This window comes from Methylorubrum subtropicum (assembly GCF_038442325.1).
Lineage (GTDB): Bacteria > Pseudomonadota > Alphaproteobacteria > Rhizobiales > Beijerinckiaceae > Methylobacterium > Methylobacterium subtropicum.
The window spans coordinates 75,632-96,544 of sequence record NZ_JBBXMW010000007.1 but is presented as its reverse complement, the minus strand read 5'-3'; the positions used below and the strand labels follow the sequence as shown (position 1 = coordinate 96,544).

Genomic DNA, 20,913 nt, shown 5'->3' with positions numbered 1-20,913 from the left:
CGCCGGTCAGGCCGCCTTCCGCTCCGCCTTGCGCCGGTACATCTCGGCATCGGCCCGGTCGAACAGGGCCTCGAACGTCGTCCCGGGCGTCCACGCCGCGCAGCCGACGCTGGCGCCGATCCGCATCCGCTGCTCGGCGATGGTCACGTCGCGGTCGAGCAGCCGGCCGAGCGCGTTCGCCCGATGGTGGAGTTCGGCCGGCGAGGCCGCGAACAGCTTCAGGGCGAACTCGTCGCCGCCGAGCCGCGCCACGACCTCGTCCCGCTCCACGGTGAGGCTGAGCAGCGAGCCGATGTGGCGCAGCACGTCGTCGCCGCGGCGATGGCCGTAGGTGTCGTTGATCGGCTTGAAGCCGTCGAGGTCGATCACCGCGAGGCCGAAGCCGCGGCCGGTGGCGGGGGCCTGCGCGATCGTGGTCTCGACGCTGCGCACGAGGCGGCGCCGGTTGGCCAGCCCCGTCAGCGGATCGCGGAAGGCCGCCTCCGTCAGGGCGCCTTCCTCGGCCTTGCGCTGCGTGATGTCCACCGACACTCCGACGATCCGGACGACGCGGCCCGAGGCCGGATCGACGACCGGCGTCAGGGTCGTGCGCAGCCAGCGCAGGCCCCCGTCGCGCTGGAGCCGCTCGTCGTATTCGTGCAGGGCGCGCTTGGCGACGCATTCCGAGCAGCGGGCGATGATGTGCCGGGCGAAGTCGGGCGCCACGCACGCCTCGACGCGGCGCCCGATCACGTCGTCGGCCCGCACGCCGACCGCCTCCTCGTCGGCGCGGTTGATCGCACACACGCGAAAGCCGCCGTCGGAATCGACATCGAGAATGAAGACCGGCACGCCGATCAGATCGATGTCGATGTCCCGCATCCGTCGCCCCCCTGCGCCCGAGCATGGCGCGGCCGCAATCGTCAAAACACAGTCAAGGATTTTTCTATGACTCTACAAGCGTCGAATAGTAGACCTTTCGACGCCCGGCCATCTGCACGAGCGAACGTCGAGCCAAGAAAATCGGGTCCGAATCAAATCGAACGGCTTAGGTTCTCTGCTATAGCCGCTTCCGATCGCTCGATGCCAGCATAGAATGCCCGGCATCGACCCTCACGCCGCGGGGTCGGGCGCCAGCGTCCCGCGATAGGTGACGACGAGCCCGACGAGCGGCACCTGCACGGTGATGTCGAAGGCGAACAGTCCGTCGCGCTCGGTTTCAAAACTCTCGCCCGTCGGCAGCAGGAAACCCGGCATCGGAAGGCCGAGGACCGACCAGCGCCGGGGCACGAACCGGAGACGGTCGCCGTCGGGGATCAGGGCCAGCGCGAAGGCGGCGAGGCCGAAGCGCTCGACCAGCAGGCCGCGGTCGCGGCCCGTCCCGGCCGACTGGAACGAGACGACCGTTTTCCGGCCGATGATGCGGGTCCAGCGCTCGCCGCGCGGCTCCGGCGCGAAGGTCACGCTGACGGGCACGTCGTCGGCGGTTTCGGGGAAGCGGAAGAGCGCGCAGAGGAGCCGGGCCGGGAGTCCGCTGCCGCGCCGGACGCGCGCCGAACCGGTGAGGCGGCGGGTGCCGGTGCCGGCGTGCAGCGCCCGCACGGGGGCGGGCAGGGCTTTGAGGGCGGGCCCGAGGATGGCGCGGTAGAGCGTGCCGCCCGGTCCGCTCACAGGATGCGGTCCCGGAACTGCGCGGGCGCGATCCAGCAGGTGTCGCGCTTGCCGAACAGGCGGTAGCGGTTGCGCGCGACGAGGCGGTAGACCGGATCGCGTAACGCGGCCGGGACGATGCGCAGCAGGCCGGCGAGCCGCCAGGGGAAGCCGAGCCCCTCGTAGATGAACAGCACCGCGTCGCTGTCCCGGCGCATCCGCTCGCCCTCGACCACGAGCAGGCTCACCGGATCAGCCGGGTCCATGCCGTGGCGGCGATAGAGCGACCGGCCGAGTTCGCTCTGCATCGAGGCGAGGCGGAAGCGGGCGGAGCGGTCGCGTTCGAGGATGAAGCGGGCGTTGCCTGAGCACAGCACGCATTCGGCGTCGAACAGGATGATCGGACCGGCGTGAGGCGTCGTCATGCGGAGGTTGTAGCCCGGAGAGCCGGCCGCGGAGAAGTGTCCGGTCACCGCCGCAGGGCCGGATCGAGCGGCTTCGGGCGCAGGGTCGCCGGGGGCCCCATGAAGGCGGCGGTGAAGCTGCGCCCGCGCTGGTCCAGGGTGACGCGGTCGGGGGTGATGGCGGTGACGCGCCAGTCGCCGCGGCCCTCGCCGGCCTTCAGCCACGCGCGCTCGCCGCTGCCGTCGTCGATGAGCGCGTGGGCCACCGCGCCGTCGAGGCGGATGCCGCGCAACGTCAGGACCGGGCGGGGCGGCTCGCCCTCGGCCACGGTCTCGCGGCTGCCCCGCGCGGTCCAGGCACGCCGGCCGGGATCGAACAGCGGGCGCTGCAGGGCGGCCGTGCCCGGCGGCTCGGTCCAGGGCATGGAGGGCGGCGGCGCGGGATCGATCCGCACGGGCCACGCGAAGGCCGCGAGCGCCAGGGCGGCGGCGAGGCCGAACAGGGCGCGGGGCAGGAGGCCGGTGGGGGGGAGAGCAGACAGGCGCAATCTCATGCGGCCTCCGGTTGATCACTTCGGAGGCCGCCGGCTCCCCCCTCTCCCCGCACGCGGGGAGAGGCCTGTAGGGACCTTGTCGTCCCTCCAGGAAGCGCAGGCGAAGCCGGAGCGGAGGTGAGGGGGCGAGTCCGAAAGAGGCTCTTTCGTCGACTCCCCCTCACCCCCGGCTGCCGCCTCGCCGCGCCGACGACGAGGTCATCGCGGCCCTCTCCCCCCGTGCGGGGAGAGGGGATGCAGGGGCCGCCGACGCGATCTGACGAAATCCGTCTCACGGGGCGCGCCCTCCGGTCTCCGGTGGGGGCGGCGGGAGTTGCACGCCGCGCACCGTCAGGCTCGCGCGCATCACCAGCGGCCGGCCGCCATCCTCGTCGGCCGCGCGGGCGACGTCGAGGTCCGCCGCTTCGACCGCCATCAGCGGCGCTTCGGTTTCGAGCGCGTGCAGCAGGCCGTGCAGGCCCTCCGCCGTGCCGCGGAGATACGCGCGCAGGCGCGGCAGGGTCGGCTGGGCCGGGTCGGGCTCATAGTTCGCCGCGTCGATCACCACGGCGCGGTTGGCGGCGAGCCCGTCGAGCCGCGCCCGGAAGGCGGCGAGCAGGGCGTCGGCATCCGGGGCCGTGAGCGGCGCCGGTTGCGGCGGGCGGGTGCTGGCGGCTTGCGCGCGGGCGAGGCGGTCGCGGGCGGCGGCGATCTCGGCCTGCGCGTCGATGGCGCGCGAGACCGGCCCGACGGCCAGCGCCAGCAGCAGCCCGAGGCCGCCGAGCGCCACGAGCACCGGGCGGTTCGGCAGCAGATCGAGGGCGGGGAGCTTCACGGCCGGCCTCCGCTCTTCAAGGCGGGCAATTGCACCACGATGGTGCGCGTGCCGTCGGGGGCGACCGCGTAGCCGCTTAAAGAGGGCGCGCCGAAGCCCGGCACCTTGCTCAGCGCCGCGAGCACGGCCGGCTCGTCGGCGGCGACGAGGGTGATCCGGGCGCCCTCCGCGTCGAGGCTGAGCTTGGTAGCCGAGACCGAATCCAGCAGGGCGGCGGCGAGCGCGTCCCAAGTGCGGGCGAGGGGGGCCGCGCGGCCGGACAAAATCGCCGCCGTGCCGACCTGGACCGGGGCCGGCAGGGCCGGGCCGGCGGCGCGGCGGGCCTCAGCGAAGGCGTCGTCGAGGGCGGCGAGCGTCGCGTCCTGATGCGCGCGAAAGCCCCAGAAGGCGGACAGCACCAGCAGGGCGGCGCCGGCGAGCAGGGCGAGGTCGCCCTTGCGGGCGCCGCCGGCGAGCCCCTGGAGCGTGCGGTGGCCGCCGGTGAGGAGATCGACCGGCATGGTCCGGTCCTCGTCCGGCCCGACCGTGACCGGGCCGGCGGCGATGCCGGCCTCGGCCAGCGCCGCGAGCAGCGGATCGAGCGCGGCGCGCTTGAGGACGACGTGGCGCACCCGCAGGCTGCGCGTGGAGGCGTCCTCGCCCTCGACGTACCAGTCGCTGTGCACGCTTCCCGCCCGGAAGGGCGTCGCCGCCTCCAGTTCCTGCGCCAGCACCGCGCGCATCCGCGGCAGCGCCGCGCTCGGCAGGGTGAGGGTGCGCATGAAGCAGCGGGCCGGATCGACCAGAATTTTCGCCCGGACGCCTGCCTGCCCGGCGCGAATCGCGGCGAGCTGAGCCGGCAAATCGTCGGGTGCTGCGTCGAGGCGCTGGACGAGCGGCGCCTCGCCGCGCCGGTCGATCAGGGTCAGGCCGGGCTCGCCGGGGCCGCCAACCCGGATCGTCAGCAGGCCCGGCGCGCGGTCGGCCCGCACCTCGCTGAGGCCCAACAGATAGGCGGTGGCGTCGAGGCTCTCGCGCAGCACGGCCTTGCGCCCGGCGAGTGCGCGGGCCGGATGGGCGTCCATGGCACTCACGCGCGAAGGCTCCGGGAAAGGCTGACGAGACGAGTTGTTAAGGCTGCCGGTGTTTACGTCGGCTTAAAGGGCGCAGGGCCGGCCGGACCGCCGTTCGCGGGCTCGGCCCGCGGCGTCGGGGGCGATCCGGGACATGCTGAGCGTCTGGGGTTCGAAGAGCCGGCCGCAGCGGGCGCGGCCCGACCGGCGCGGGGGCGCCCGCGACCGGCTCGACGCGCCCAGCGCCTTCATCGAAACGCTCGCCGCCAACGGCCTGCTCGATCCGGCGGGGCACGAGCGGGCGCTGGCGGCGCTGGACCTGCCCGGCCGCCGGCCGCTGCCGGTGCTGCTGACCGAACTCGGCCTCGTCCACGAGGCGAACCTGACGGACGCGCTCGCCGAGGCGACCGGCTTCTTGGTGCTGCAGGAGGAGGACCTTCCGGCCTCGCCGGTTCTCCCGGACATCATCGGCGCCGATTACTGCGCCCGCGCCCGCGTGCTGCCGCTCAGCGAGGAGGCGGACGGCCTCGTGGTGGCGCTGGTCGATGCGTTCGATCCCGAGATTCCGGCGGCCCTCGAACACCTCACCGACCGCACGATCACCTGCCGGCTGGTGGGCCCGAGCCAGTTCGAGCGGGCGCACCGCGCCCTCTACGGCGACGCCGCGGGCGAGGAGGACGGGGGCGCCGACGACGACCTGAGCCGGCTCGCCGACGTGGCGAGCCAAGCGCCGATCGTGCGGCTCGCCGCGCGCCTCGTGCGAAAGGCCTTCGAACTGACGGCCTCCGACATCCATCTGGAGGCGGAGGAGGCCGACATGCGGGTGCGCTACCGCGTGGACGGCGTGCTGGTGGAGGCGGAGCGGCTGCCGAAATCGGTTCAGCTCGTGCTGACCACCCGCATCAAGATCCAGGCGGGCCTCAACATCGCCGAGCGGCGCCTGCCGCAGGACGGGCGCATGAAGGCGCCGGATCGCGGCCAGGACGTCGACATCCGCGTCTCGACCCTGCCCACCGCCCACGGCGAGAGCGTGGTTTTGCGCGTGCTCGACGGCTCGCGCCGGGTCGAGGATTTTTCGTCTCTCGGCTTCGACGCGCCGGCCATCGCCCGCATCTCCGCGATGACGAGTAAGCCCAACGGCCTCGTCCTCGTCACCGGCCCGACCGGTTCGGGCAAGACCACGACGCTCTACGCGGCCCTGCGGCGGATCAACGGCCCGCATCTCAAGGTCGTCACCGTGGAGGACCCGATCGAGTACCGGATGGCGGGCGTCAATCAGGTCCAGGCCCATGCCGGGATCGGGCTCGACTTCTCGGCCGCACTCCGCTCGATCCTGCGCCAGGATCCGGACGTGGTGATGGTCGGCGAAATCCGCGACGGCGAGACCGCGCGCATCGCCGTGCAGGCCTCGCTGACGGGCCATCTCGTGATCTCGACACTGCACACCAACTCGGCGCCCGCCACCGTGACCCGGCTGATGGACATGGGCGTCGAGCCCTACCTCATCGCCGCGACGCTGAACGGCGTCGTGGCGCAGCGCCTCGTGCGGCGGCTGTGCGGGGCCTGCGCGACGCCCGAACCCGCCACTGATCAGGAGCGGCTGCGGCTCGCCGTGCCGGCCTCCCGGCCGTTGACGCTGAAGCGCGCCCGCGGCTGCGCGGCCTGCAACGGCACCGGCTATCGCGGCCGGATGGTGGTGTCGGAAATCATGCCGTTGGACCCGAGCCTGCGCTCGCTCATCGCGGACGGGGCGGGGGAGGGGGCCATCACCAAAAGCGCCCGCGAGGCCGGGATGGCGAGCCTCGTCGAGTGCGGCCGGGCGCGGGTGATCGCGGGCGACACCACGCTCGACGAGGTCGGGCGCGTGCTGGAGGGCCAGCTCTGATGCCGCGCTTCGCCTATCAGGCCTATGCCGCCGACGGACGCGCCCGCTCGGGGAAGATCGAGGCCGACAGCCGCCAGCGCGCGGTGGCGCAACTGCGGGCCGACGGGTTGCAGGTCTTCGCCATCGAGGCCGCCGCCATGGGGCCGGCGCCGTTCTGGAGCCGCGACCTGTTCGGGCGCGACCGGGTCAACGACGCCGCCCGCCTCGCCTTCCTGCGGGAGTTCGGCACGCTGGTCGGCGCCGGGCTCACCGTGGATCGGGCGCTCCGCCTCGTCGAGCGGCAGGCCTCCGCGGCGCTCAAGCCGATCCTCGCCGACATCCTGGAGCGCGTCGTGGCCGGCGCCTCGCTGTCGCGGGCGATGGCGGCGCACCCGCAAGCCTTTCCCGCCGACATGGTCGATATCGTGCGGGCGGGCGAATCGACCGGCACCTTGGTCGACGTGATCGGCTCGCTGACGGGCTCGATCGAGCGGCGCGACGCGGTGCGCCGCCATCTCTCCTCGGCGATGATCTACCCGGCTTTGCTGGTGCTGATGGCGATCGGCACGCTCGTCATGATCGTCGTGGTGCTGGTGCCGGCGCTGGCGCCGCTGTTCGACGGCACCGGCCGCGAGCCGCCCTTCGCGATCCGGGCGGCCGGCGCGCTCGGCGATTTCGTCGGCAAGGGCTGGCCCTGGCTCGTCGGCGGGGGCGGGCTGATCGCGCTGGCGCTGGTGAAGTTCTGGCCGGACCCGGCCTTCGCGGCGGCGCGCGGGCGCTTCGCGCTGCGGCTGCCGCTGGTGCGGGAGATCGTGGTGGGGATCGAACTCGGGCGCATCTGCCGGGTGCTCGGCACGCTCTTGACCGCGCAGGTGCCGATCCCCGACGCGGTGGCGGCCACGCGCCCGCTCGCGGGCAACCGGGTGTTTCGCAAGGCCCTCGAAGAAGCGGGGCGGCGGCTGACCGAGGGGGCGAGCCTCGCCACCGGCCTGTCGAGCCTGAAGGCGCACGCGCCCTCGACGCTCAACCTCATCGCCAGCGGCGAGCAGGTGAACCGCCTCGGCCCCGTGCTGATCCACGCCGCCGAGATGCACGAGACCCAGACCCGCCAGCGCATCGACCGCCTGCTGGCGCTGATGACGCCGCTGGTGACGGTGACGGTCGGCGGGCTGATCGGCGGGCTGATCATCTCGGTGATGGGGGCGATCACGAGCGTCGGCCAGTTGGCGCAGTAAGTCTCGGGATTCCGAAGGGATCATCCCTTTAGCGGGTTCGGGCGGAGCCCGAGCAATCGCTTACAGCGATCACTCGGTTTCTTGCTTGGCCTCAAGCGCCGGCGGCCGCGTCCGCGGCCTTGGGCTGCTCGCTCCGCTAGACGCCTCGGCGATGGCCGAGGCCGCTACGCGGGGCGCTCTTCGCGCCCGGGATACGGAGCCCTTTCAGGGCGCATGCCCCATGAGCAAGGCGGCGTGCAGCCCAACCGCCAGGAACGGCCCGAACGGCAGCCGGAAGTCGCGGGTGACAGCCCGCCCCGCGAGCGCGGCGAGGGCCAGGGTGGCGAGCGCCGTGGTGCTCGCCACGAGGATCAGGATCGGCAGTCCGGCGAGTCCGACCCAGGCAGTCGCGGCGCCGATGAACTTCACGTCGCCGAGGCCGAGGCCGGTGCGGCCGCGCAGGCGCGCGTAGAGGGCGCGCAGGGCCCAGAGCAGTCCGAACGCTGCTGCGGCTTGCGCGAGGCAGGCGGCGAGCGCCGCCGGGTTGGGCTCGCGCAAAGCCGCGACGGCCGATCCAAGAATGAGCAGGAGCAGGTTGAGCGGATCGGGGATGATCCGGCGGCGCGCATCGATCACGCTCAGGGCGAGCGTGATCGGCAGCGGCAGGGCCGCCAGCGTCAGCGAGCCGGGATCGAGGGTCATCGACGGCCGATGAGGACGATGCGGTGCTCCGGAACCGAGGTGAAGGTCATCGGCACCAGCCGCATCGGGTGGGGCGGCGGGGGCGGGGCGTCGCTGAAATCGAGGGGGCGCAGATCGGGGGAGGGGGCGGCCATCCCGCCGCGGGCGCTGCGGGCGAGCAGGTATTGCCAGAAGGCGAAGGCGCCGACCGAGGCGGCGACCACCGCGACCAGCCAGAGCGAGAGCAGGAGGCCGGTCGAGACGCGCCCGTTCAGCTCGCGCATCAGCCCGAGCGCGAAGGCGGCGTACCACGACACGCCGGAGATCGCGCCGGAGACGAGGAAGACGGCCGTGCTCGTGTGCGACACGCCCTCGAACATCGGCCGGCTGACGTCGCGCAGCACGCTCGGCAGGACGAGGGCGTGGATCAGCAGACCGTTGATCGTGAGCGCCAGGACGATGACGAACTTGGCGACGAGCTTGGGGTTGCTCAGCTTTTCCGGCGACTCGACGGCGTAGACCGCGAGGAAGCCGAGGCCGGAGAGCCAGAGCAGGGCGATGCCGACCGAGACGACCTTGCTGACGAACAGGAAGGTGCGGGCGATCTCCGAGGGCAGGCCGCCCCAGCGCATCCAGCGCAGGATCCAGAAATCGAGCATGGTCGCGCCGCCGAGCCCGAAGCATAGGCCGATCAGGTGGAGGCCGACGAGCAGGGTGAGCAGCCGGATCGGCGGGAGCGGCGCGGGCAGCGGCAGGCTCATCACCTTCGGCAGGGTGTCGGCGGCGGCCGGCGCGATGCCGAGGAGCACCGTCAGGATCAGGACGAGCGAGGCCGTCTTGAGAGGCTGAGAGCTGGCCGCGGCCATGAGGGCTTCCCGCAGGCGCGGGACGAGGCCCGCCGGATCGACCGGGAGCGTGGCAGGATTCCGATAACAAACATCAAAAGAAAGGCGGGACGGCGGGCGGCCTCGCATGTCGGCGGTCAGGTCTTGTTCGGGACTCGCGGCGATCCTGCCGCCCGAACAGACCACAGGTGGCGACGATGACGGACGACGCGGTTCAGGACAAGCAACGGCGCGACGAGCGGCAGGCCGGCTTCTCGCTGGTGGAACTGCTGGTGGTGCTGGCGATCATCGGCATGATCGCCACGATGGTGACGCCGCAGGTGCTCGGCTATCTCGGTCGGGCGCGCGGCGACACCGCTCGCGTGCAGGTCAAGAACATCGCCCAGGCGGTGGAGCTGTACTACCTCGACCTCGGCAGCTACCCGAACGCGCAGCAGGGGCTCCAGGCGCTGGTCCAATCGACCGGCCCGACCTGGCGCGGCCCGTACCTGCGCGATGCCCGCGGCCTGATCGACCCGTGGAACCAGCCCTACCTCTACCGCTCCCCCGGCGCGGGCGGGAAGCCCTACGAGATCTACTCGCTCGGCAGCGACATGAAGGTCGGCGGCAGCGACGACGCGACCGACGTGGCGAGCAATTGAGAGGCTGATCTAATCAAACCCCCTCATCCTGAGGTGCGGAGCGAAGCGTAGCCTCGAAGGAGGGCTCCAGGAATCGCGCGATACGCTGGAGCCCTCCTTCGAGGCTGCTCCGCAGCACCTCAGGATGAGGGGGATGGGAGGGAGGGGGAGGCCTGCGCTACTCCGCCGGCCGGTCCCACGATTGCGGCTGGTCGTCGGCGCCCGAACCCAGCGGGCACTGGACCATGACGCTGTCGCTCCAGCGGCCGTACTTGTAGCCGATGGCCGGCAGGTAGCCGACGCGGGCGAACCCGCAGGCCTCGTGCAGGCGCAAGGATGCCTCGTTCTTAGCGTCGATGTAGCCGATCATCTGCCGGTAGCCGCCCGCGGCGCAGGCCTCGATCAGCGCCGGCAAGAGGCGCCGGCCGATGCCGGCGTGCAGGTGGTCGGGATGGACGTAGATCGAGTGCTTGAGGGTGAAGCGGTAGGCCGGGCGCTTGCGGAACGGCACGGCGTAGGCGTAGCCCGCCACCTGCCCGTCGCGCTCGGCGACGAGATGGGGCAGGCGCTTGCTGCGCATGTTCTTGCGCCGCCGCTTCAACTCGTCGGGGAGCAGGCGCTCCTCCTCGAAGTCGCCGGTGTCGCCGACGCCGCGGCGGATGTGGCGCTCGTAGATCGCGATCATCGCCGGCACGTCGGCATCCGACGAGGGCCGGATCACGATGTCCGGCCAGTGGGCCGGACAGGCCCGTTCCGCGAGCGCCCCCTCGGCCATCAGGCCCCCTCGCGCAGCACGTAGGTGTGGAAGCGGATGCGCCCGTCCGGATCGACCTCGCGGTAGACGCCCTGAATCTCGGCCTCGAAGCCGGGAAACAGGTTCGAGGCCGCCTCGAACATCTTGAAGTAGTCGAGCATGGGTTTGGCCCGCTCGTCCAGGCGCTCGCCCGGCAGCACGGTGCCGATGCCGGGCGGGTAGACCAGCATCAGGGTGGTGGCGATGCGCCCCTCCGCTTCCGCGATCGGCACGTAATCGACCCGGTTGCGCGTCAGCATCTGCGCGGCGGCCTTCGGGGGCATCACCATCTCGGGCAGGTGTTCGGGCATGAACTGCTTGCGCTGGAGCGCCGAGGTGCCGGATTCCCGGTGGAAGGTGTGGTAGTCGGCGCAGAGGTCGCGCAGGCGCACGCCGCGGTAGCGCTTGGGCCGGGCGCGGACGAATTCCGGCATCGCCTCCTCCAGCAGCACGTTGTCGTCGTGCAGCCGCTTGAAGGCGACCAGCCCCGAGATCAGCGTGCCGGCCTTCGACGATTCGACGCCCGGCGTCAGCAGGAAGAGCAGCGAGTTCAGATCGTTCTTCTCCGGCACGATCCGGTTCTCACGCAGGTATTGCGCCACGATCGGCGCGGGCACCCCGTGCTCGGCATAGGCACCGGTCTTCCGGTCGAAGCCGGGGGTGAGGATGGTAAGCTTGTTCGGATCGGTGATGGCGAAGCCCGGCTGGCCGCCGTCGCGATGGGACGGCCCGACATGGGTGAAGCCGTGCCAGGACGCGCCCGGCGTCAGCTCCCAGTAGCGGGCGTCGGAGGCCAGGATGTCGGTCGGGATCGATTCCCACGGCGTCTCGCCGCCGTCGGGACCGGCCACCACGTCCGGCACGAAGGGATCGAAGAACCAGCGCCGCTTCGGATCGGCCTCGCGCTCCTCGAACTCCTTGCGGATGGCGCGGGCCTTCTTCCGCCACTCGATGCCGAGCCGGATCGTGTCGTCCCACAGGACGACGCCGGAGCGGCCCTTCATCATCTGCGCGCCGACATCGAGCGAGGCGAAGATCGGGTAGAACGGCGAGGTCGAGGCATGCACGAGGAAGCTCTCGTTGAGCCGCTTGTGCTCGACGCGCCGGGTCTGGCCGCGGATATGGCCGTCGCGGGTGTGGATCTGCGAGGCTTGGCTGAAGCTCGCGAGCTGCTTGTGGGTCGACTGCGTGGCGATGATGCCGGGCGAGGTCTCGTCGAGCCCGGTCAGGCCCATGGCGAAGCGGCGGACGTAGAGCGGGTGGAACTTCATGAAGCCCGCCCAGGCCTCGTCGAACAGGATGTAGTCGCACAGGTGCCCGATCCGCTCGACGAGCGCTTGCGCGTCGTAGATCGTGCCGTCGTAGGTGCATTGCTCGATGACGGCGCAGCGGAACGGGCGCTCCTTCCGCCACGCCTCCTTGTCCTTCACCAGCGGATTGGTGCGGATCTTTTCGCGGATGCGGTCTTCATCGAGCGACTCGTGGTAGATCGGGCCGATCAGGCCGTAGGCGTTGCGGTCCGTCTCCAGAAAGATCGGAATGCCGCCGGCGAGCAGCAGGGCGCCGTGATGGGCGGCCTTGTGGTTGTTGCGGTCGAACAGGACGAGGTCGTCCTCGGCCACCAGCGAGCCCAGCACGACCTTGTTCGAGGCCGAGGTGCCGTTGAGGACGAAGTAGGTTTTTTCGGCGCCGAAGATCGCGGCGGCCTCCTTCTGCGCCTTCAGCGCCGGGCCCTCGTGGGTCAGCAGATCGCCGAGATCGAGCACCGAGTTGTCGAGGTCGTCGCGGAAGATCGCTTCGCCCAGATGCTCCACGAAGATACGGCCGATGGGGGAGCGATTGTAAAAAATGCCGCCGTTGTGGCCGGGGCAGGTCCAGAGCTGGTTGCCCTCCTCGGCATAGTCCACCAGCGCGCCGAAGAACGGGGTCTTCAGCGTGTCGGCATACTGCGTCACGCGGGAGACGAGGCCGCGGGCGATGAATTCGGGGGTCTCTTCCGCGAGGAAGATGTAGCCGTCGATGAAGTCCAGCAGCTCGACCGGGATGTCCTCCAGCCGCTTGCGGCGGACCATGATGACGATCGGCATCTCAAGGCCGCGCTTTCGCATCATGTCGATGAGGGCTGCGGCCTTGCCCTCCAGCCCGCGCTTGCCCCAGTCGACCACGAGGCAGCCGACGGCCGAATCGGTCTGGACCGCGATGGAGGCGTCCTCGACGCGGCGGGCCCGCACCACCTCGAAGCCGCGCGCCTCGACCGCCGCCACGATCTGCTCGACCCGCGCGCCTTCGAGGTCGCCCTGTTCGAAATGGGGCGTGCACATCAGCACGGTGAAACGGCGGTGGAAGTCCATGGGACCGGGCTCTCCTCGCAAGGGTCGGGCCCTGCCTTTCGGGGCGATCCGCGACGATTCGATGACAGCGGCGAAATCTCCGTAGCCGGCTGTATCGCAGGGGCGGTGTTCGGGTGTCGCTCGGTCGTCAGGATGCGGCGCTCTCCTCCCCCTTGCGGGGAGGAGGTAGGAGGTGGGGGTCGGGCCGGATGGGGCTCGGCGGTGCCTCCTGCGCCACCCCCACCCCTAACCCCTCCCCGCAAGGGGGAGGGGAACCTTGCCCCGCCTACCCCTTCAACCGCGCCTTGATCCGATAGGTCAGCCCGTCGCGCACGTCGCGGTAGCCGTCGAGGCGCTGCTCGCGGGTGCCGTCCTGGTTCAGCGTCGGGTCGGGGGTCGGCCAGTATTCCACGTCCGCCGCGACCGTGTGGGTCAGCTCCAGGGCGCGGTGGTGGGCTTCCGGAGAGAGGGTGACGATCAGGTCGAAATTCAGACCCTCCCAGTCCTCCAACTGCTCGATGGTGCGCGGCTTGTGGCGGGCGGCGTCGATGCCGATCTCGTCCAGCGCCGCGATCATGAACGGGTCGCTCGGCTCGCCCGTGCGTACGCCCGCCGACTGCACGTAGGTGGACTTGCCGAAATAGTGGCGCGCGATCGCCTCCGCCGCGAGCGAACGCACCGCGTTGAAGTTGCACATGAACAGGACGGACTGCACCCGCCGCTTCTTCGGCCCCGTCCCCGGGATCGCGTCGTCCGCCATGCCCCGCCTTACGAAGGCCGCCTCGGGTCACCCGTCATAGGGCCGCCCCGCCTCGCCCGAAAGCGCAACGTTTTTCCGATGCGCCCGGTGCCGCGGGCAGGATGATGCGCCCCGCGCGCACATAGGCCCGCATCCGGCCACGCTCGCTGTCGCGGAAGCGACACCCGCTTCCTCTCGACAGCGGTTTCACCCCTTCCAATGCAGGGCGAAGACGAGGGTGAACAGGCGGCGCGCGGTGTTGTGGTCGAGATCGACCTTGCCTTCGAGGCGCTGGCGCAGCAGCTCGGAGGCCTCGTTGTGCAGGCCGCGCCGGCCCATGTCGATCGCCTCGATCTGCGTCGGCGAGGCGGTGCGGATCGCGCTGTAATAGCTCTCGCAGATCATCTCGTAGTCGCGGATCACCCGCCGGAACGGCGTCAGCGACAGCAAGTGGGTCATCACCGGCTCGCCGGCCTCGGTGGTGATCGCGAAGGAGAGCTTGTTCTCCACGAGCCCGAGGACGAGGCCGTAGGGGCCGTCGTCGCGCTCGGGGATGGTGAAGCTGTTCTCCTCCAGGATGTCGTAGATCGCGATGGCGCGCTCGTGCTCCTGGTCCGGGTTGCCGCGGCCGATGGAGGCCTCGTCGAGGCGCACCGCCGCGAGCCGGTTCCTCGGTTTCTCCGCCGCCGCTCGCCCCGCTTCGGCCGTCATCGCCGCCGCCTTCTTCTTGCCGGTGCCGAATCCGCGGGCACCGCTCCCCCTTCACATGAGCCGAAAGCCCACGCCACAGGCAAGTTTTTAGTGTCTCTCATGAAGCGCGCCGCACTTCACGAGGCACTTACAGGTTGAGCCGGATCGCCACCGACCGGGCATGCCCGTCGAGCCCCTCTGATTGCCCTAGGGCAATTGCCGCCGGCCCGAGCGCGCGGAGTGCGGCGGGGTCGCAGCGCAGGATCGAGGTGCGCTTCATGAAGTCGAGCACGCCGAGGCCCGAGGAGAACCGGGCCGAGCGGGCGGTCGGCAGCACGTGGTTCGGGCCGCCGACATAATCGCCGATGGCCTCCGGGGTGTGGGAGCCCAAAAAGATCGCACCCGCGTTGCGGATCTTCAGCGCGAGTTCGTCGGCATCCTCGGTCTCGATCTCAAGATGTTCGGGCGCGATGGCATCGACCAGCGGCACCGACTCCTCGAAGTTCTGGACGCGGACGATGGCGCCGTAATCGCGCCAACTGGCGCGGGCGATGTCTTGGCGCGGCAGGGTCGCCAGAGCGCGCTCGACCGCCCCCTCCGTGGCGTCCGCCAGTTCGTCCGAATCGGTGATGAGCACCGACTGCGCCGCGGGGTCGTGCTCGGCCTGGGCGAGCAGGTCGGCGGCGATCCAGTCGGGGTTGGCGTGGCCGTCGGCCAGGATCAGCACCTCGGAGGGGCCGGCGATCATGTCGATGCCGACCTGCCCGAACACCCGGCGCTTGGCCGCCGCGACCCAGGCATTCCCCGGTCCGACGATTTTCGCCACGGGCGGAATGCTCTCCGTGCCGTAGGCGAGCGCTGCGACGGCCTGCGCGCCGCCAATACGAAAAATTTCGGTGACGCCCGAGAGGTGGGCGGCGGCCAGCACCAGCGGGTTGAGCTGGCCTTCGGGCGTCGGCACCACCATGACGATGCGCGGCACGCCCGCGACGCGGGCCGGCACCGCGTTCATCAGCACCGAGGACGGGTAGCTCGCGGTCCCGCCCGGCACGTAGAGGCCGACCGATTCGAGCGCGGTCCAGCGCCAGCCCGCGGTGACGCCGAGATCGTCGGTGGAGAGGTGGTCTTCCGGGATCTGGCGGCGGTGATAGGCCTCGATCCGTTCGGCGGCGAGTTCGAGCGCCGCGCGCGCCTCCGCCGGGCAGGCCGCGACCGCCGCCTCCACTTCCTCTGCGGTGATCCGCAGGGAGGCGGCCGAAAAGTCCTGGCCGAGCCGGTCGAAGCGGCGGGTGTAATCGACGAGCGCGGCATCGCCGCCGGAGACGACGCCCGCGATGATGCCGCGCACGGTCTCGTCCACGTCCTCGGCGATCTCGCGCTTGAGGCCGAGCAGGCGCTTGAAGGCTTGCGCGAAATCGGGCGCGCGGCTGTCGAGGCGGATCATCGGGCGGGGCCGGTCTCAGAGGAAAGGGTCTTGCGAGAGGACATCACGGGCGGTTCTCGACGAGGGGGCGCACGGCCTCGTGGTCGGGCGTGCCGTCGGCCTCCCAGACGGGACCGAGATCCTTCAGGCGCACCTCGACGCATTCGAGGTCGAGGCGGATCGCGGCCCCCCCGGAGAATACGAGCGTCGCGATGCCGGACGGCGCCTCGCCCTCCTCGAAGGTGACGGCGAGCAGGCTCAAGGTATCGTCGGAGGCGCCCGGGGTGATGCCGCGGGTCTTCACGCCGTTGACGCGCTCGAAATGCACGCCGGTGAGCCGCCGCCGCGGTGCCTCGCCGGGGGCGACCGACCAGTCGAACCGGCGCGCCACCAGCACGAAGCGGTGCTCGCCCGGCAGCCACGCGAGGTCGCCGGCCCGCAGGACCGCGTCCTGAAGGTGGGCCGAGATCACGGCGAGATCCTCGGCATCGAGGGCGGCGAGCTTGAGAAGCTCCATTCGTGGCTCCGGGCGCCTAAGAAGGGCCGATGACGGAAGACGTTGGGGCGTAGGTAGCGACGCGACCCCTTCCCGGCAACCGGAACGGCTTTTCTCATCGTCCGTTCAGATGCGTCCGACGAAACTCGCCGGAATCTTGAGGAGGGAACGATGCGACGTGGACTTCCGGCGCTGGGCGCCGCCCTGATCCTCGGGCTGGCCGCCGGCCCGGCCGCCGCCCAGTACCGGTACTACGACGACGGCTACGGCCCGCCCCGCCGCTACGCGCCGCCTCAAGGCTATTATTACGAGGAGCCCCCCGCGCCGCCGGCCCGGGTACGTCGGCCCGACGGCGACCCGCGCGGCAGCCTCTGCGTCACGGCCCGCGGGAGCTGCCCGACCTGGCTCGCGCCCCCGAACGCGCCCTGCGCCTGCGACATCCCCGGCTTCGGGACCAAGCGCGGCGGCGTCGCGCCTTACTAGGCGCGCACGGCGAGCCCTCAGGCTCGCACGCGCTCGATCTGCGCGCCGCAGCGCCCGAGCTTGGCCTCCAGCGCCTCGAAGCCGCGGTCGAGGTGGTAGACCCGGTTGATCTGGGTCTCGCCCTCGGCCGCGAGCGCGCCGATCACCAGCGACACCGAGGCGCGGAGATCCGTCGCCATCACCGGCGCACCCTTCAGCCGCTCGACGCCCTCGACCACGGCCAGATCGCCGTCGAGCCGGATCTTGGCCCCCAGCCGCGCCAACTCCTGCACGTGCATGAAGCGGTTCTCGAAGATGGTCTCGCGGATGCGCGATTGGCCCTTGGCCAGCGTCATCAGCGCCATGAACTGCGCCTGGAGATCGGTCGGGAAGCCGGGGAACGGATCGGTGGTGATGTCGACGGGGCTGATGCCGCCGCCGTTGCGGCGCACCCGGATGCCGCCGGGAATGTCGCTCACCTCGGCGCCGGTGGCCGAGAGCGTTTCGAGGGCCGAGGCCAGCAGATCGGCGCGGGTGTTGACCAGCGAGACGTCGCCGCCGGTCATCGCCACCGCCATGGCGTAGGTGCCGGTCTCGATCCGGTCGGGCAGCACCTCGTGGCGGGCGCCGCCCAAGCGCGCCACGCCCTCGACGACGATGCGCGACGTGCCCGCGCCCTCGATCCGCGCGCCCATCTTGATGAGGCAGTCGGCGAGATCGACCACCTCCGGTTCGCGGGCGGCGTTGTCGATCACGGTGGTGCCGTAGGCCAGCGCCGCCGCCATCAGCGCCACGTGGGTGCCGCCGACCGTGACCTTCGGAAAGTCGATCTCGGCGCCGCGCAGGCCGTTCTTGGTCTTGGCGACGACGTAGCCGCCGTCGATCTCGATCTCGGCCCCGAGCTTTTCCAGCGCCATGATCAGGAGATCGACCGGCCGCGTGCCGATGGCGCAGCCGCCCGGCAGCGACACCTTCGCCTCGCCGAAGCGGGCGAGCAGCGGCGCGACCACCCAAAAGCTCGCCCGCATGGTCGAGACGAGTTCGTAGGGCGCGGTGGTGTCGATGACGTTGGAGGCGGTGAGCCGCACGGTCTGGCCGGTCTCGGTGGTCTGGCCCGGCCGCTTGCCGACGACCATGTGATCGACGCCGTGGTTGCCGAGGATGCGGGTCAGCGCGGCGATGTCGGCGAGCCGCGGCACGTTGATGAGTTCCAGCGTCTCGCCGGTGAGCAGGCTCGCGATCATCAGCGGCAGGGCCGCGTTCTTGGCCCCCGAGATCGGGATCGTGCCGTTGAGCGGCGCGCCGCCGGTGATGTGGATACGGTCCATGGGGGTCCTCGGCTCGCGCGCGCTTGGAAGCGCCGCGCGGCGGTCGCGTCGTGTTTTGCGGATGCGCGGCGTTCCGGCGCATCGCCTCGTGGCTTCAGGTATAGGCGCAGTCCGGCGAAAAGAAGAAGCGTGGCCGCAACATCGAGCCGGTGTTGCTCAGGTGCCGGAGCGCTCGCGGTCGTCCGGTGGGCGCGGTGCGGGCGACTCGGCCTCGGCCGGGCCCGGCTCCTCGGCGCGGCCGCGGGCCTGCGTCTTGCGGCGGCGCAGGTTGTCGCGCAGGGCCGCCTTGAGGCGGGCGGCGCGGTCGTCGTTCGGGGGCATGCGGCGGTCTCGCGGCGTTCCGGGTGACGCACCGATTACACCATCGGCGTCGCGCCCTCGCCATCCTGGCCGCTGCGTGAGAAGAAGGCATCGGCTTCCTGCAAGAGCAGAGCGTCCGATGAACCTTGAGGCCACAGACGGCGACACCGACCGCGCCGCCCTCGCGACCTTTCGGGAGCGCTTGGCCTCCGGCGAGGAAGAGCTGATCCCGTCCGAGATCGTGGACCGTCTGCTCTCGGGCGAAAGCCGGCTCCGGGTCTGGCGCGAGCATCGCGGCCTGACCGTCCGGGCGCTCGCGGAGCGGGCCGGCCTCGCCCAGCCCTACCTGTCGCAGATCGAGACCGGGCGGCGGGAAGGGACGGTCGAGACCTATCGCAAGCTCGCCGGCGCCCTGTCCCTCAGCTTGGACGGCCTGCTGGGCTGAGAACCGGGCTACCTCGCGACCCATCGTCACCCGAAACCGCGCGTCGGGGGCGTGATTCCGTCGCGTCCGGGGCCATGCAAAGCAGGAATGTCTCGAACTCACCTTGAACCAATTCGAAAATACGCCCAATCTCGCGGACGCAGCGGAACCGCATGACGACGGTGCCGCCGGCCGATGACGAGGGGCTGACCGACAAGCCGCCCGCGAAGGACGGGCGATCCTCGAGCCGTCGTGCCGTGAACGGCCCGGACCTGCCCCGATCGGATCAGGCCCAGACCCGGATTCTTCGAGCCGAGACGCGCCCTTGAGAAGAGCGCCCGGCCAGCACAAGCGTCGAGGACGGATGCCCGTGAACCTGATGCCCGTGAACGCCGACGACGCCGCCAAGAATGCGGCCAAGGGGGCGTCCATGCCCGACCACATGCTCATGGGCGGCGACGGCGGCGTGGACGATGCCCCCGCCATCGACGCCTGCAACATGCGTGCCGGGGCCGGCCGCAGCGCGCCCGCGCGCCCGGCCGGCCCGCGCACCGACTACGAGAACTATTTCCGCGGCGCCCTCGACCGGCTGCACAGCGAGCGCCGCTACCGCGTCTTCGCCGACATCGAGCGCATCTCCGGCCGCTTCCCGCAAGCGACGTGGCGCCGGCCCGAGGGCGGCACCCGCGAGATCACGGTGTGGTGCTCCAACGACTATCTCGGCATGGGCCAGCACCCCGAGGTCGTCGAGGCCATGACCCAGACCGCCGCCCGCTGCGGCGTCGGCGCGGGCGGCACCCGCAACATCGCCGGCAACAATTCGCCGCTGGTCGATCTCGAGCGCGAACTCGCCGACCTGCACGGCAAGGAGGCCGGCCTCGTCTTCACCTCGGGCTACGTCTCGAACCAGTCCGGCATCTCGACCATCGCCAAGCTGATCCCGGACTGCCTGATCCTGTCGGACGCCTTCAACCACAACTCGATGATCGAGGGCGTACGCCATTCGGGCTGCGACAAGCGCGTCTTCCGCCACAACGACCTCGCCCATCTCGAAGAGCTGCTGATCGAGGCCGGCGACCGGCCCAAGCTGATCTGCTTCGAATCGGTCTACTCGATGGACGGCGACGTGGCGCCGATCGCCGCGATCTGCGACCTCGCCGACACCTACGGCGCCATGACCTATCTCGACGAGGTCCACGCGGTCGGCCTCTACGGCGAGCGCGGCGCGGGCATCGCCGAGCGCGACGGCGTGATGCACCGGGTCGACGTCATCGAGGGCACGCTGGCCAAGGGCTACGGCTGCGTCGGCGGCTACATCACCGGCTCCGCCATCCTGTGCGACGCCGTGCGCAGCCACGCCGCGGGCTTCATCTTCACCACCGCGCTGCCGCCGGCCATCGCGGCCGCCGCCCGCGCCTCGGTGCGCTACCTCAAGCGCTCCAGCACCGAGCGCGAGGCGCATCAGCGCCAGGCCGCGCAGACCAAGGCGGCGCTGGCGGCGGCCGGCCTGCCGGTGCTCGCCACCGAGACCCACATCGTGCCGGTGATGGTGGGCGACGCCGAGCTGTGCAAGGCCGCCGCCGACCACCTGCTGGAGCACCACGCCATCTACATCCAGCCGATCAACTACCCGACCGTGCCCCGCGGCACCGAGCGCCTGCGCATCACCCCCTCGCCCTTCCACGACGAGGCCCGCATCGCCGCCCTGACCGCGGCGCTCGTCGAGACCTGGGACACGCTGGACCTGCCGCGGGCCGGGACGGTGTTCGCGGCCGCCGCGGAGTAGGAAAAACGTGAGGCCCGCGACCTTACGCGAGGTGGTGGAGCGGGCCCGCGGCGACGGCGACTGGGACCATCACCTGCAGAACTTCCTCGACGCCTTCTATGCGCTGGACGGCGACGGGGCGGCGCAGGGGTCGATGATCGCCGAGGAGCCGGGCTTTCTCGGGCAGGCCCGGCCCGACGCCTTCCTCGGCGGCGTCGGCGAACACCTCGCCCGGCGCTGGCGCCTGCCCTTCATCCCGGCTTGGGTGCGCGACGAGCGGCGCTACCTCTCGACCGTGATGTACTGGCCCGACGAGCGCAGCTCGCGCGGATACCTGCTCTGCGTCAGCCCCGTGGCGTTCCGGGTGCGCCTGATCTTCACCGGGCCCGACCCGCTCCAGCGGGCGCGGTTTCCCTATCACCGCGGGGTGGTGCGCTACCCGCTCACCTTCCCGCCGGAGGGTACGGCGAACGAGCCGGCCTGAAA

At 71.3% G+C, this 20,913-nt stretch carries 23 protein-coding genes; 7 read left to right on the top strand and 16 right to left on the bottom strand.

The window, feature by feature from the left end; all coding sequences use genetic code 11:
* Window positions 1–6: 6 nt before the first annotated feature.
* The 6 genes from AAHG03_RS11860 to AAHG03_RS11830 all read right to left on the bottom strand — a co-directional run bounded on the left by AAHG03_RS11860 (window position 7) and on the right by AAHG03_RS11830 (window position 4,474).
* Complete coding sequence (locus tag AAHG03_RS11860) at window positions 7–861, bottom strand: GGDEF domain-containing protein (RefSeq protein WP_342150874.1); 855 nt, start codon at window positions 859–861, stop codon at window positions 7–9.
* 231 nt (window positions 862–1,092) lie between these two features.
* Entirely contained in the window at window positions 1,093–1,650 is a 558-nt protein-coding gene (locus AAHG03_RS11855) for a DUF4166 domain-containing protein (protein ID WP_342150873.1), read from the bottom strand.
* Window positions 1,647–2,054 carry a thiol-disulfide oxidoreductase DCC family protein gene (locus AAHG03_RS11850; protein ID WP_342150872.1) on the bottom strand — a complete coding sequence of 136 codons (408 nt, stop codon included), beginning with the start codon at window positions 2,052–2,054 and terminating at the stop codon, window positions 1,647–1,649. The genes AAHG03_RS11855 and AAHG03_RS11850 overlap by 4 nt, the downstream gene beginning before the upstream one ends.
* Window positions 2,055–2,098: 44 nt before the next feature.
* Window positions 2,099–2,587 carry a hypothetical protein gene (locus tag AAHG03_RS11845; RefSeq protein ID WP_342150871.1) on the bottom strand — a complete coding sequence of 163 codons (489 nt, stop codon included), beginning with the start codon at window positions 2,585–2,587 and terminating at the stop codon, window positions 2,099–2,101.
* Between the two features lie 271 nt (window positions 2,588–2,858).
* Window positions 2,859–3,401: a GspMb/PilO family protein gene (locus AAHG03_RS11835; RefSeq protein ID WP_342150870.1), complete on the bottom strand. Its 543-nt coding sequence runs from the start codon at window positions 3,399–3,401 to the stop codon at window positions 2,859–2,861.
* A complete protein-coding gene (locus AAHG03_RS11830; protein ID WP_342150869.1) occupies window positions 3,398–4,474 on the bottom strand; it encodes a hypothetical protein in 1,077 nt (358 codons plus the stop codon). The genes AAHG03_RS11835 and AAHG03_RS11830 overlap by 4 nt, the downstream gene beginning before the upstream one ends.
* Window positions 4,475–4,607: 133 nt before the next feature.
* Between AAHG03_RS11830 and AAHG03_RS11825 the strand changes: the two genes are divergently transcribed.
* Both AAHG03_RS11825 and AAHG03_RS11820 read left to right on the top strand, forming a co-directional pair.
* The gene (locus AAHG03_RS11825) at window positions 4,608–6,338 is read left to right on the top strand and encodes a GspE/PulE family protein (RefSeq protein WP_342150867.1); all 1,731 of its coding nucleotides are present in this window, start codon (window positions 4,608–4,610) and stop codon (window positions 6,336–6,338) included.
* Entirely contained in the window at window positions 6,338–7,552 is a 1,215-nt protein-coding gene (locus AAHG03_RS11820; protein ID WP_342150866.1) for a type II secretion system F family protein, read from the top strand. Before AAHG03_RS11825 ends, AAHG03_RS11820 begins: the two co-directional genes overlap by 1 nt.
* Window positions 7,553–7,756: 204 nt before the next feature.
* Here the strand turns inward: AAHG03_RS11820 and AAHG03_RS11815 are convergent, their stop codons facing one another.
* Window positions 7,757–8,233, bottom strand: coding sequence for an A24 family peptidase (locus AAHG03_RS11815; RefSeq protein WP_342150865.1), 477 nt, complete (start codon window positions 8,231–8,233; stop codon window positions 7,757–7,759).
* A complete protein-coding gene (locus AAHG03_RS11810) occupies window positions 8,230–9,078 on the bottom strand; it encodes a hypothetical protein (protein ID WP_342150864.1) in 849 nt (282 codons plus the stop codon). The genes AAHG03_RS11815 and AAHG03_RS11810 overlap by 4 nt, the downstream gene beginning before the upstream one ends.
* A gap of 176 nt (window positions 9,079–9,254) precedes the next feature.
* On the opposite strand from AAHG03_RS11810, the gene gspG reads away from it, so the two are divergent.
* Complete coding sequence (gene gspG, locus AAHG03_RS11805) at window positions 9,255–9,698, top strand: type II secretion system major pseudopilin GspG (protein WP_342150863.1); 444 nt, start codon at window positions 9,255–9,257, stop codon at window positions 9,696–9,698.
* A 157-nt stretch (window positions 9,699–9,855) separates the two neighbouring features.
* Here the strand turns inward: gspG and AAHG03_RS11800 are convergent, their stop codons facing one another.
* From AAHG03_RS11800 to AAHG03_RS11775, 6 genes are all read right to left on the bottom strand, one after another.
* Window positions 9,856–10,452: a GNAT family N-acetyltransferase gene (locus tag AAHG03_RS11800; protein ID WP_342150862.1), complete on the bottom strand. Its 597-nt coding sequence runs from the start codon at window positions 10,450–10,452 to the stop codon at window positions 9,856–9,858.
* On the bottom strand, window positions 10,452–12,821 hold the full coding sequence (locus AAHG03_RS11795; RefSeq protein WP_342150861.1) for an Orn/Lys/Arg family decarboxylase: 2,370 nt from the start codon (window positions 12,819–12,821) through the stop codon (window positions 10,452–10,454). Before AAHG03_RS11795 ends, AAHG03_RS11800 begins: the two co-directional genes overlap by 1 nt.
* 265 nt (window positions 12,822–13,086) lie before the next feature.
* Window positions 13,087–13,560, bottom strand: a complete 474-nt coding sequence (locus AAHG03_RS11790; RefSeq protein ID WP_342150860.1) for an arsenate-mycothiol transferase ArsC — start codon at window positions 13,558–13,560, stop codon at window positions 13,087–13,089.
* 186 nt (window positions 13,561–13,746) lie between these two features.
* A complete protein-coding gene (locus AAHG03_RS11785) occupies window positions 13,747–14,250 on the bottom strand; it encodes a UPF0262 family protein (RefSeq protein ID WP_342150859.1) in 504 nt (167 codons plus the stop codon).
* A 127-nt stretch (window positions 14,251–14,377) separates the two neighbouring features.
* A complete protein-coding gene (hisD, locus tag AAHG03_RS11780; RefSeq protein ID WP_342150858.1) occupies window positions 14,378–15,673 on the bottom strand; it encodes a histidinol dehydrogenase in 1,296 nt (431 codons plus the stop codon).
* Between the two features lie 43 nt (window positions 15,674–15,716).
* Window positions 15,717–16,169: a DUF2948 family protein gene (locus AAHG03_RS11775; RefSeq protein WP_342150857.1), complete on the bottom strand. Its 453-nt coding sequence runs from the start codon at window positions 16,167–16,169 to the stop codon at window positions 15,717–15,719.
* A gap of 150 nt (window positions 16,170–16,319) precedes the next feature.
* On the opposite strand from AAHG03_RS11775, the gene AAHG03_RS11770 reads away from it, so the two are divergent.
* Window positions 16,320–16,631, top strand: coding sequence for a hypothetical protein (locus tag AAHG03_RS11770; RefSeq protein WP_342150856.1), 312 nt, complete (start codon window positions 16,320–16,322; stop codon window positions 16,629–16,631).
* A gap of 17 nt (window positions 16,632–16,648) precedes the next feature.
* On the opposite strand, the gene murA is transcribed toward AAHG03_RS11770, so the two are convergent.
* Together murA and AAHG03_RS11760 are read right to left on the bottom strand one after the other, a co-directional pair.
* The gene (gene murA / locus AAHG03_RS11765; RefSeq protein WP_342150855.1) at window positions 16,649–17,938 is read right to left on the bottom strand and encodes a UDP-N-acetylglucosamine 1-carboxyvinyltransferase; all 1,290 of its coding nucleotides are present in this window, start codon (window positions 17,936–17,938) and stop codon (window positions 16,649–16,651) included.
* Window positions 17,939–18,094: 156 nt separating this feature from the next.
* Entirely contained in the window at window positions 18,095–18,259 is a 165-nt protein-coding gene (locus AAHG03_RS11760; RefSeq protein WP_342150854.1) for a hypothetical protein, read from the bottom strand.
* Window positions 18,260–18,377: 118 nt separating this feature from the next.
* Here AAHG03_RS11760 and AAHG03_RS11755 point away from each other — a divergent pair, with 118 nt between their 5' ends.
* From AAHG03_RS11755 to AAHG03_RS11745, 3 genes are all read left to right on the top strand, one after another.
* Window positions 18,378–18,683 carry a helix-turn-helix domain-containing protein gene (locus AAHG03_RS11755; RefSeq protein WP_342150853.1) on the top strand — a complete coding sequence of 102 codons (306 nt, stop codon included), beginning with the start codon at window positions 18,378–18,380 and terminating at the stop codon, window positions 18,681–18,683.
* 343 nt (window positions 18,684–19,026) lie between these two features.
* A complete protein-coding gene (hemA, locus tag AAHG03_RS11750; RefSeq protein WP_342150852.1) occupies window positions 19,027–20,448 on the top strand; it encodes a 5-aminolevulinate synthase in 1,422 nt (473 codons plus the stop codon).
* Between the two features lie 7 nt (window positions 20,449–20,455).
* Complete coding sequence (locus AAHG03_RS11745; protein WP_342150851.1) at window positions 20,456–20,911, top strand: hypothetical protein; 456 nt, start codon at window positions 20,456–20,458, stop codon at window positions 20,909–20,911.
* The last annotated feature ends 2 nt before the right edge of the window (window positions 20,912–20,913 follow it).

Excerpts from the sequence above, each read along its gene's own strand:
- AAHG03_RS11860 (WP_342150874.1), bottom strand. The coding sequence starts at position 861 with ATGCGGGACATCGACATCGATCTGATCGGCGTGCCGGTCTTCATTCTC.
- AAHG03_RS11850 (WP_342150872.1), bottom strand. The coding sequence starts at position 2,054 with ATGACGACGCCTCACGCCGGTCCGATCATCCTGTTCGACGCCGAATGC.
- AAHG03_RS11845 (WP_342150871.1), bottom strand. The coding sequence starts at position 2,587 with ATGAGATTGCGCCTGTCTGCTCTCCCCCCCACCGGCCTCCTGCCCCGC.
- AAHG03_RS11825 (WP_342150867.1), top strand. The coding sequence starts at position 4,608 with ATGCTGAGCGTCTGGGGTTCGAAGAGCCGGCCGCAGCGGGCGCGGCCC.
- AAHG03_RS11820 (WP_342150866.1), top strand. The coding sequence starts at position 6,338 with ATGCCGCGCTTCGCCTATCAGGCCTATGCCGCCGACGGACGCGCCCGC.
- AAHG03_RS11815 (WP_342150865.1), bottom strand. The coding sequence starts at position 8,233 with ATGACCCTCGATCCCGGCTCGCTGACGCTGGCGGCCCTGCCGCTGCCG.
- AAHG03_RS11810 (WP_342150864.1), bottom strand. The coding sequence starts at position 9,078 with ATGGCCGCGGCCAGCTCTCAGCCTCTCAAGACGGCCTCGCTCGTCCTG.
- gspG (WP_342150863.1), top strand. The coding sequence starts at position 9,255 with ATGACGGACGACGCGGTTCAGGACAAGCAACGGCGCGACGAGCGGCAG.
- AAHG03_RS11800 (WP_342150862.1), bottom strand. The coding sequence starts at position 10,452 with ATGGCCGAGGGGGCGCTCGCGGAACGGGCCTGTCCGGCCCACTGGCCG.
- AAHG03_RS11795 (WP_342150861.1), bottom strand. The coding sequence starts at position 12,821 with ATGGACTTCCACCGCCGTTTCACCGTGCTGATGTGCACGCCCCATTTC.
- AAHG03_RS11790 (WP_342150860.1), bottom strand. The coding sequence starts at position 13,560 with ATGGCGGACGACGCGATCCCGGGGACGGGGCCGAAGAAGCGGCGGGTG.
- AAHG03_RS11785 (WP_342150859.1), bottom strand. The coding sequence starts at position 14,250 with ATGACGGCCGAAGCGGGGCGAGCGGCGGCGGAGAAACCGAGGAACCGG.
- hisD (WP_342150858.1), bottom strand. The coding sequence starts at position 15,673 with ATGATCCGCCTCGACAGCCGCGCGCCCGATTTCGCGCAAGCCTTCAAG.
- AAHG03_RS11775 (WP_342150857.1), bottom strand. The coding sequence starts at position 16,169 with ATGGAGCTTCTCAAGCTCGCCGCCCTCGATGCCGAGGATCTCGCCGTG.
- AAHG03_RS11770 (WP_342150856.1), top strand. The coding sequence starts at position 16,320 with ATGCGACGTGGACTTCCGGCGCTGGGCGCCGCCCTGATCCTCGGGCTG.
- murA (WP_342150855.1), bottom strand. The coding sequence starts at position 17,938 with ATGGACCGTATCCACATCACCGGCGGCGCGCCGCTCAACGGCACGATC.
- AAHG03_RS11760 (WP_342150854.1), bottom strand. The coding sequence starts at position 18,259 with ATGCCCCCGAACGACGACCGCGCCGCCCGCCTCAAGGCGGCCCTGCGC.
- AAHG03_RS11755 (WP_342150853.1), top strand. The coding sequence starts at position 18,378 with ATGAACCTTGAGGCCACAGACGGCGACACCGACCGCGCCGCCCTCGCG.
- hemA (WP_342150852.1), top strand. The coding sequence starts at position 19,027 with ATGCCCGTGAACCTGATGCCCGTGAACGCCGACGACGCCGCCAAGAAT.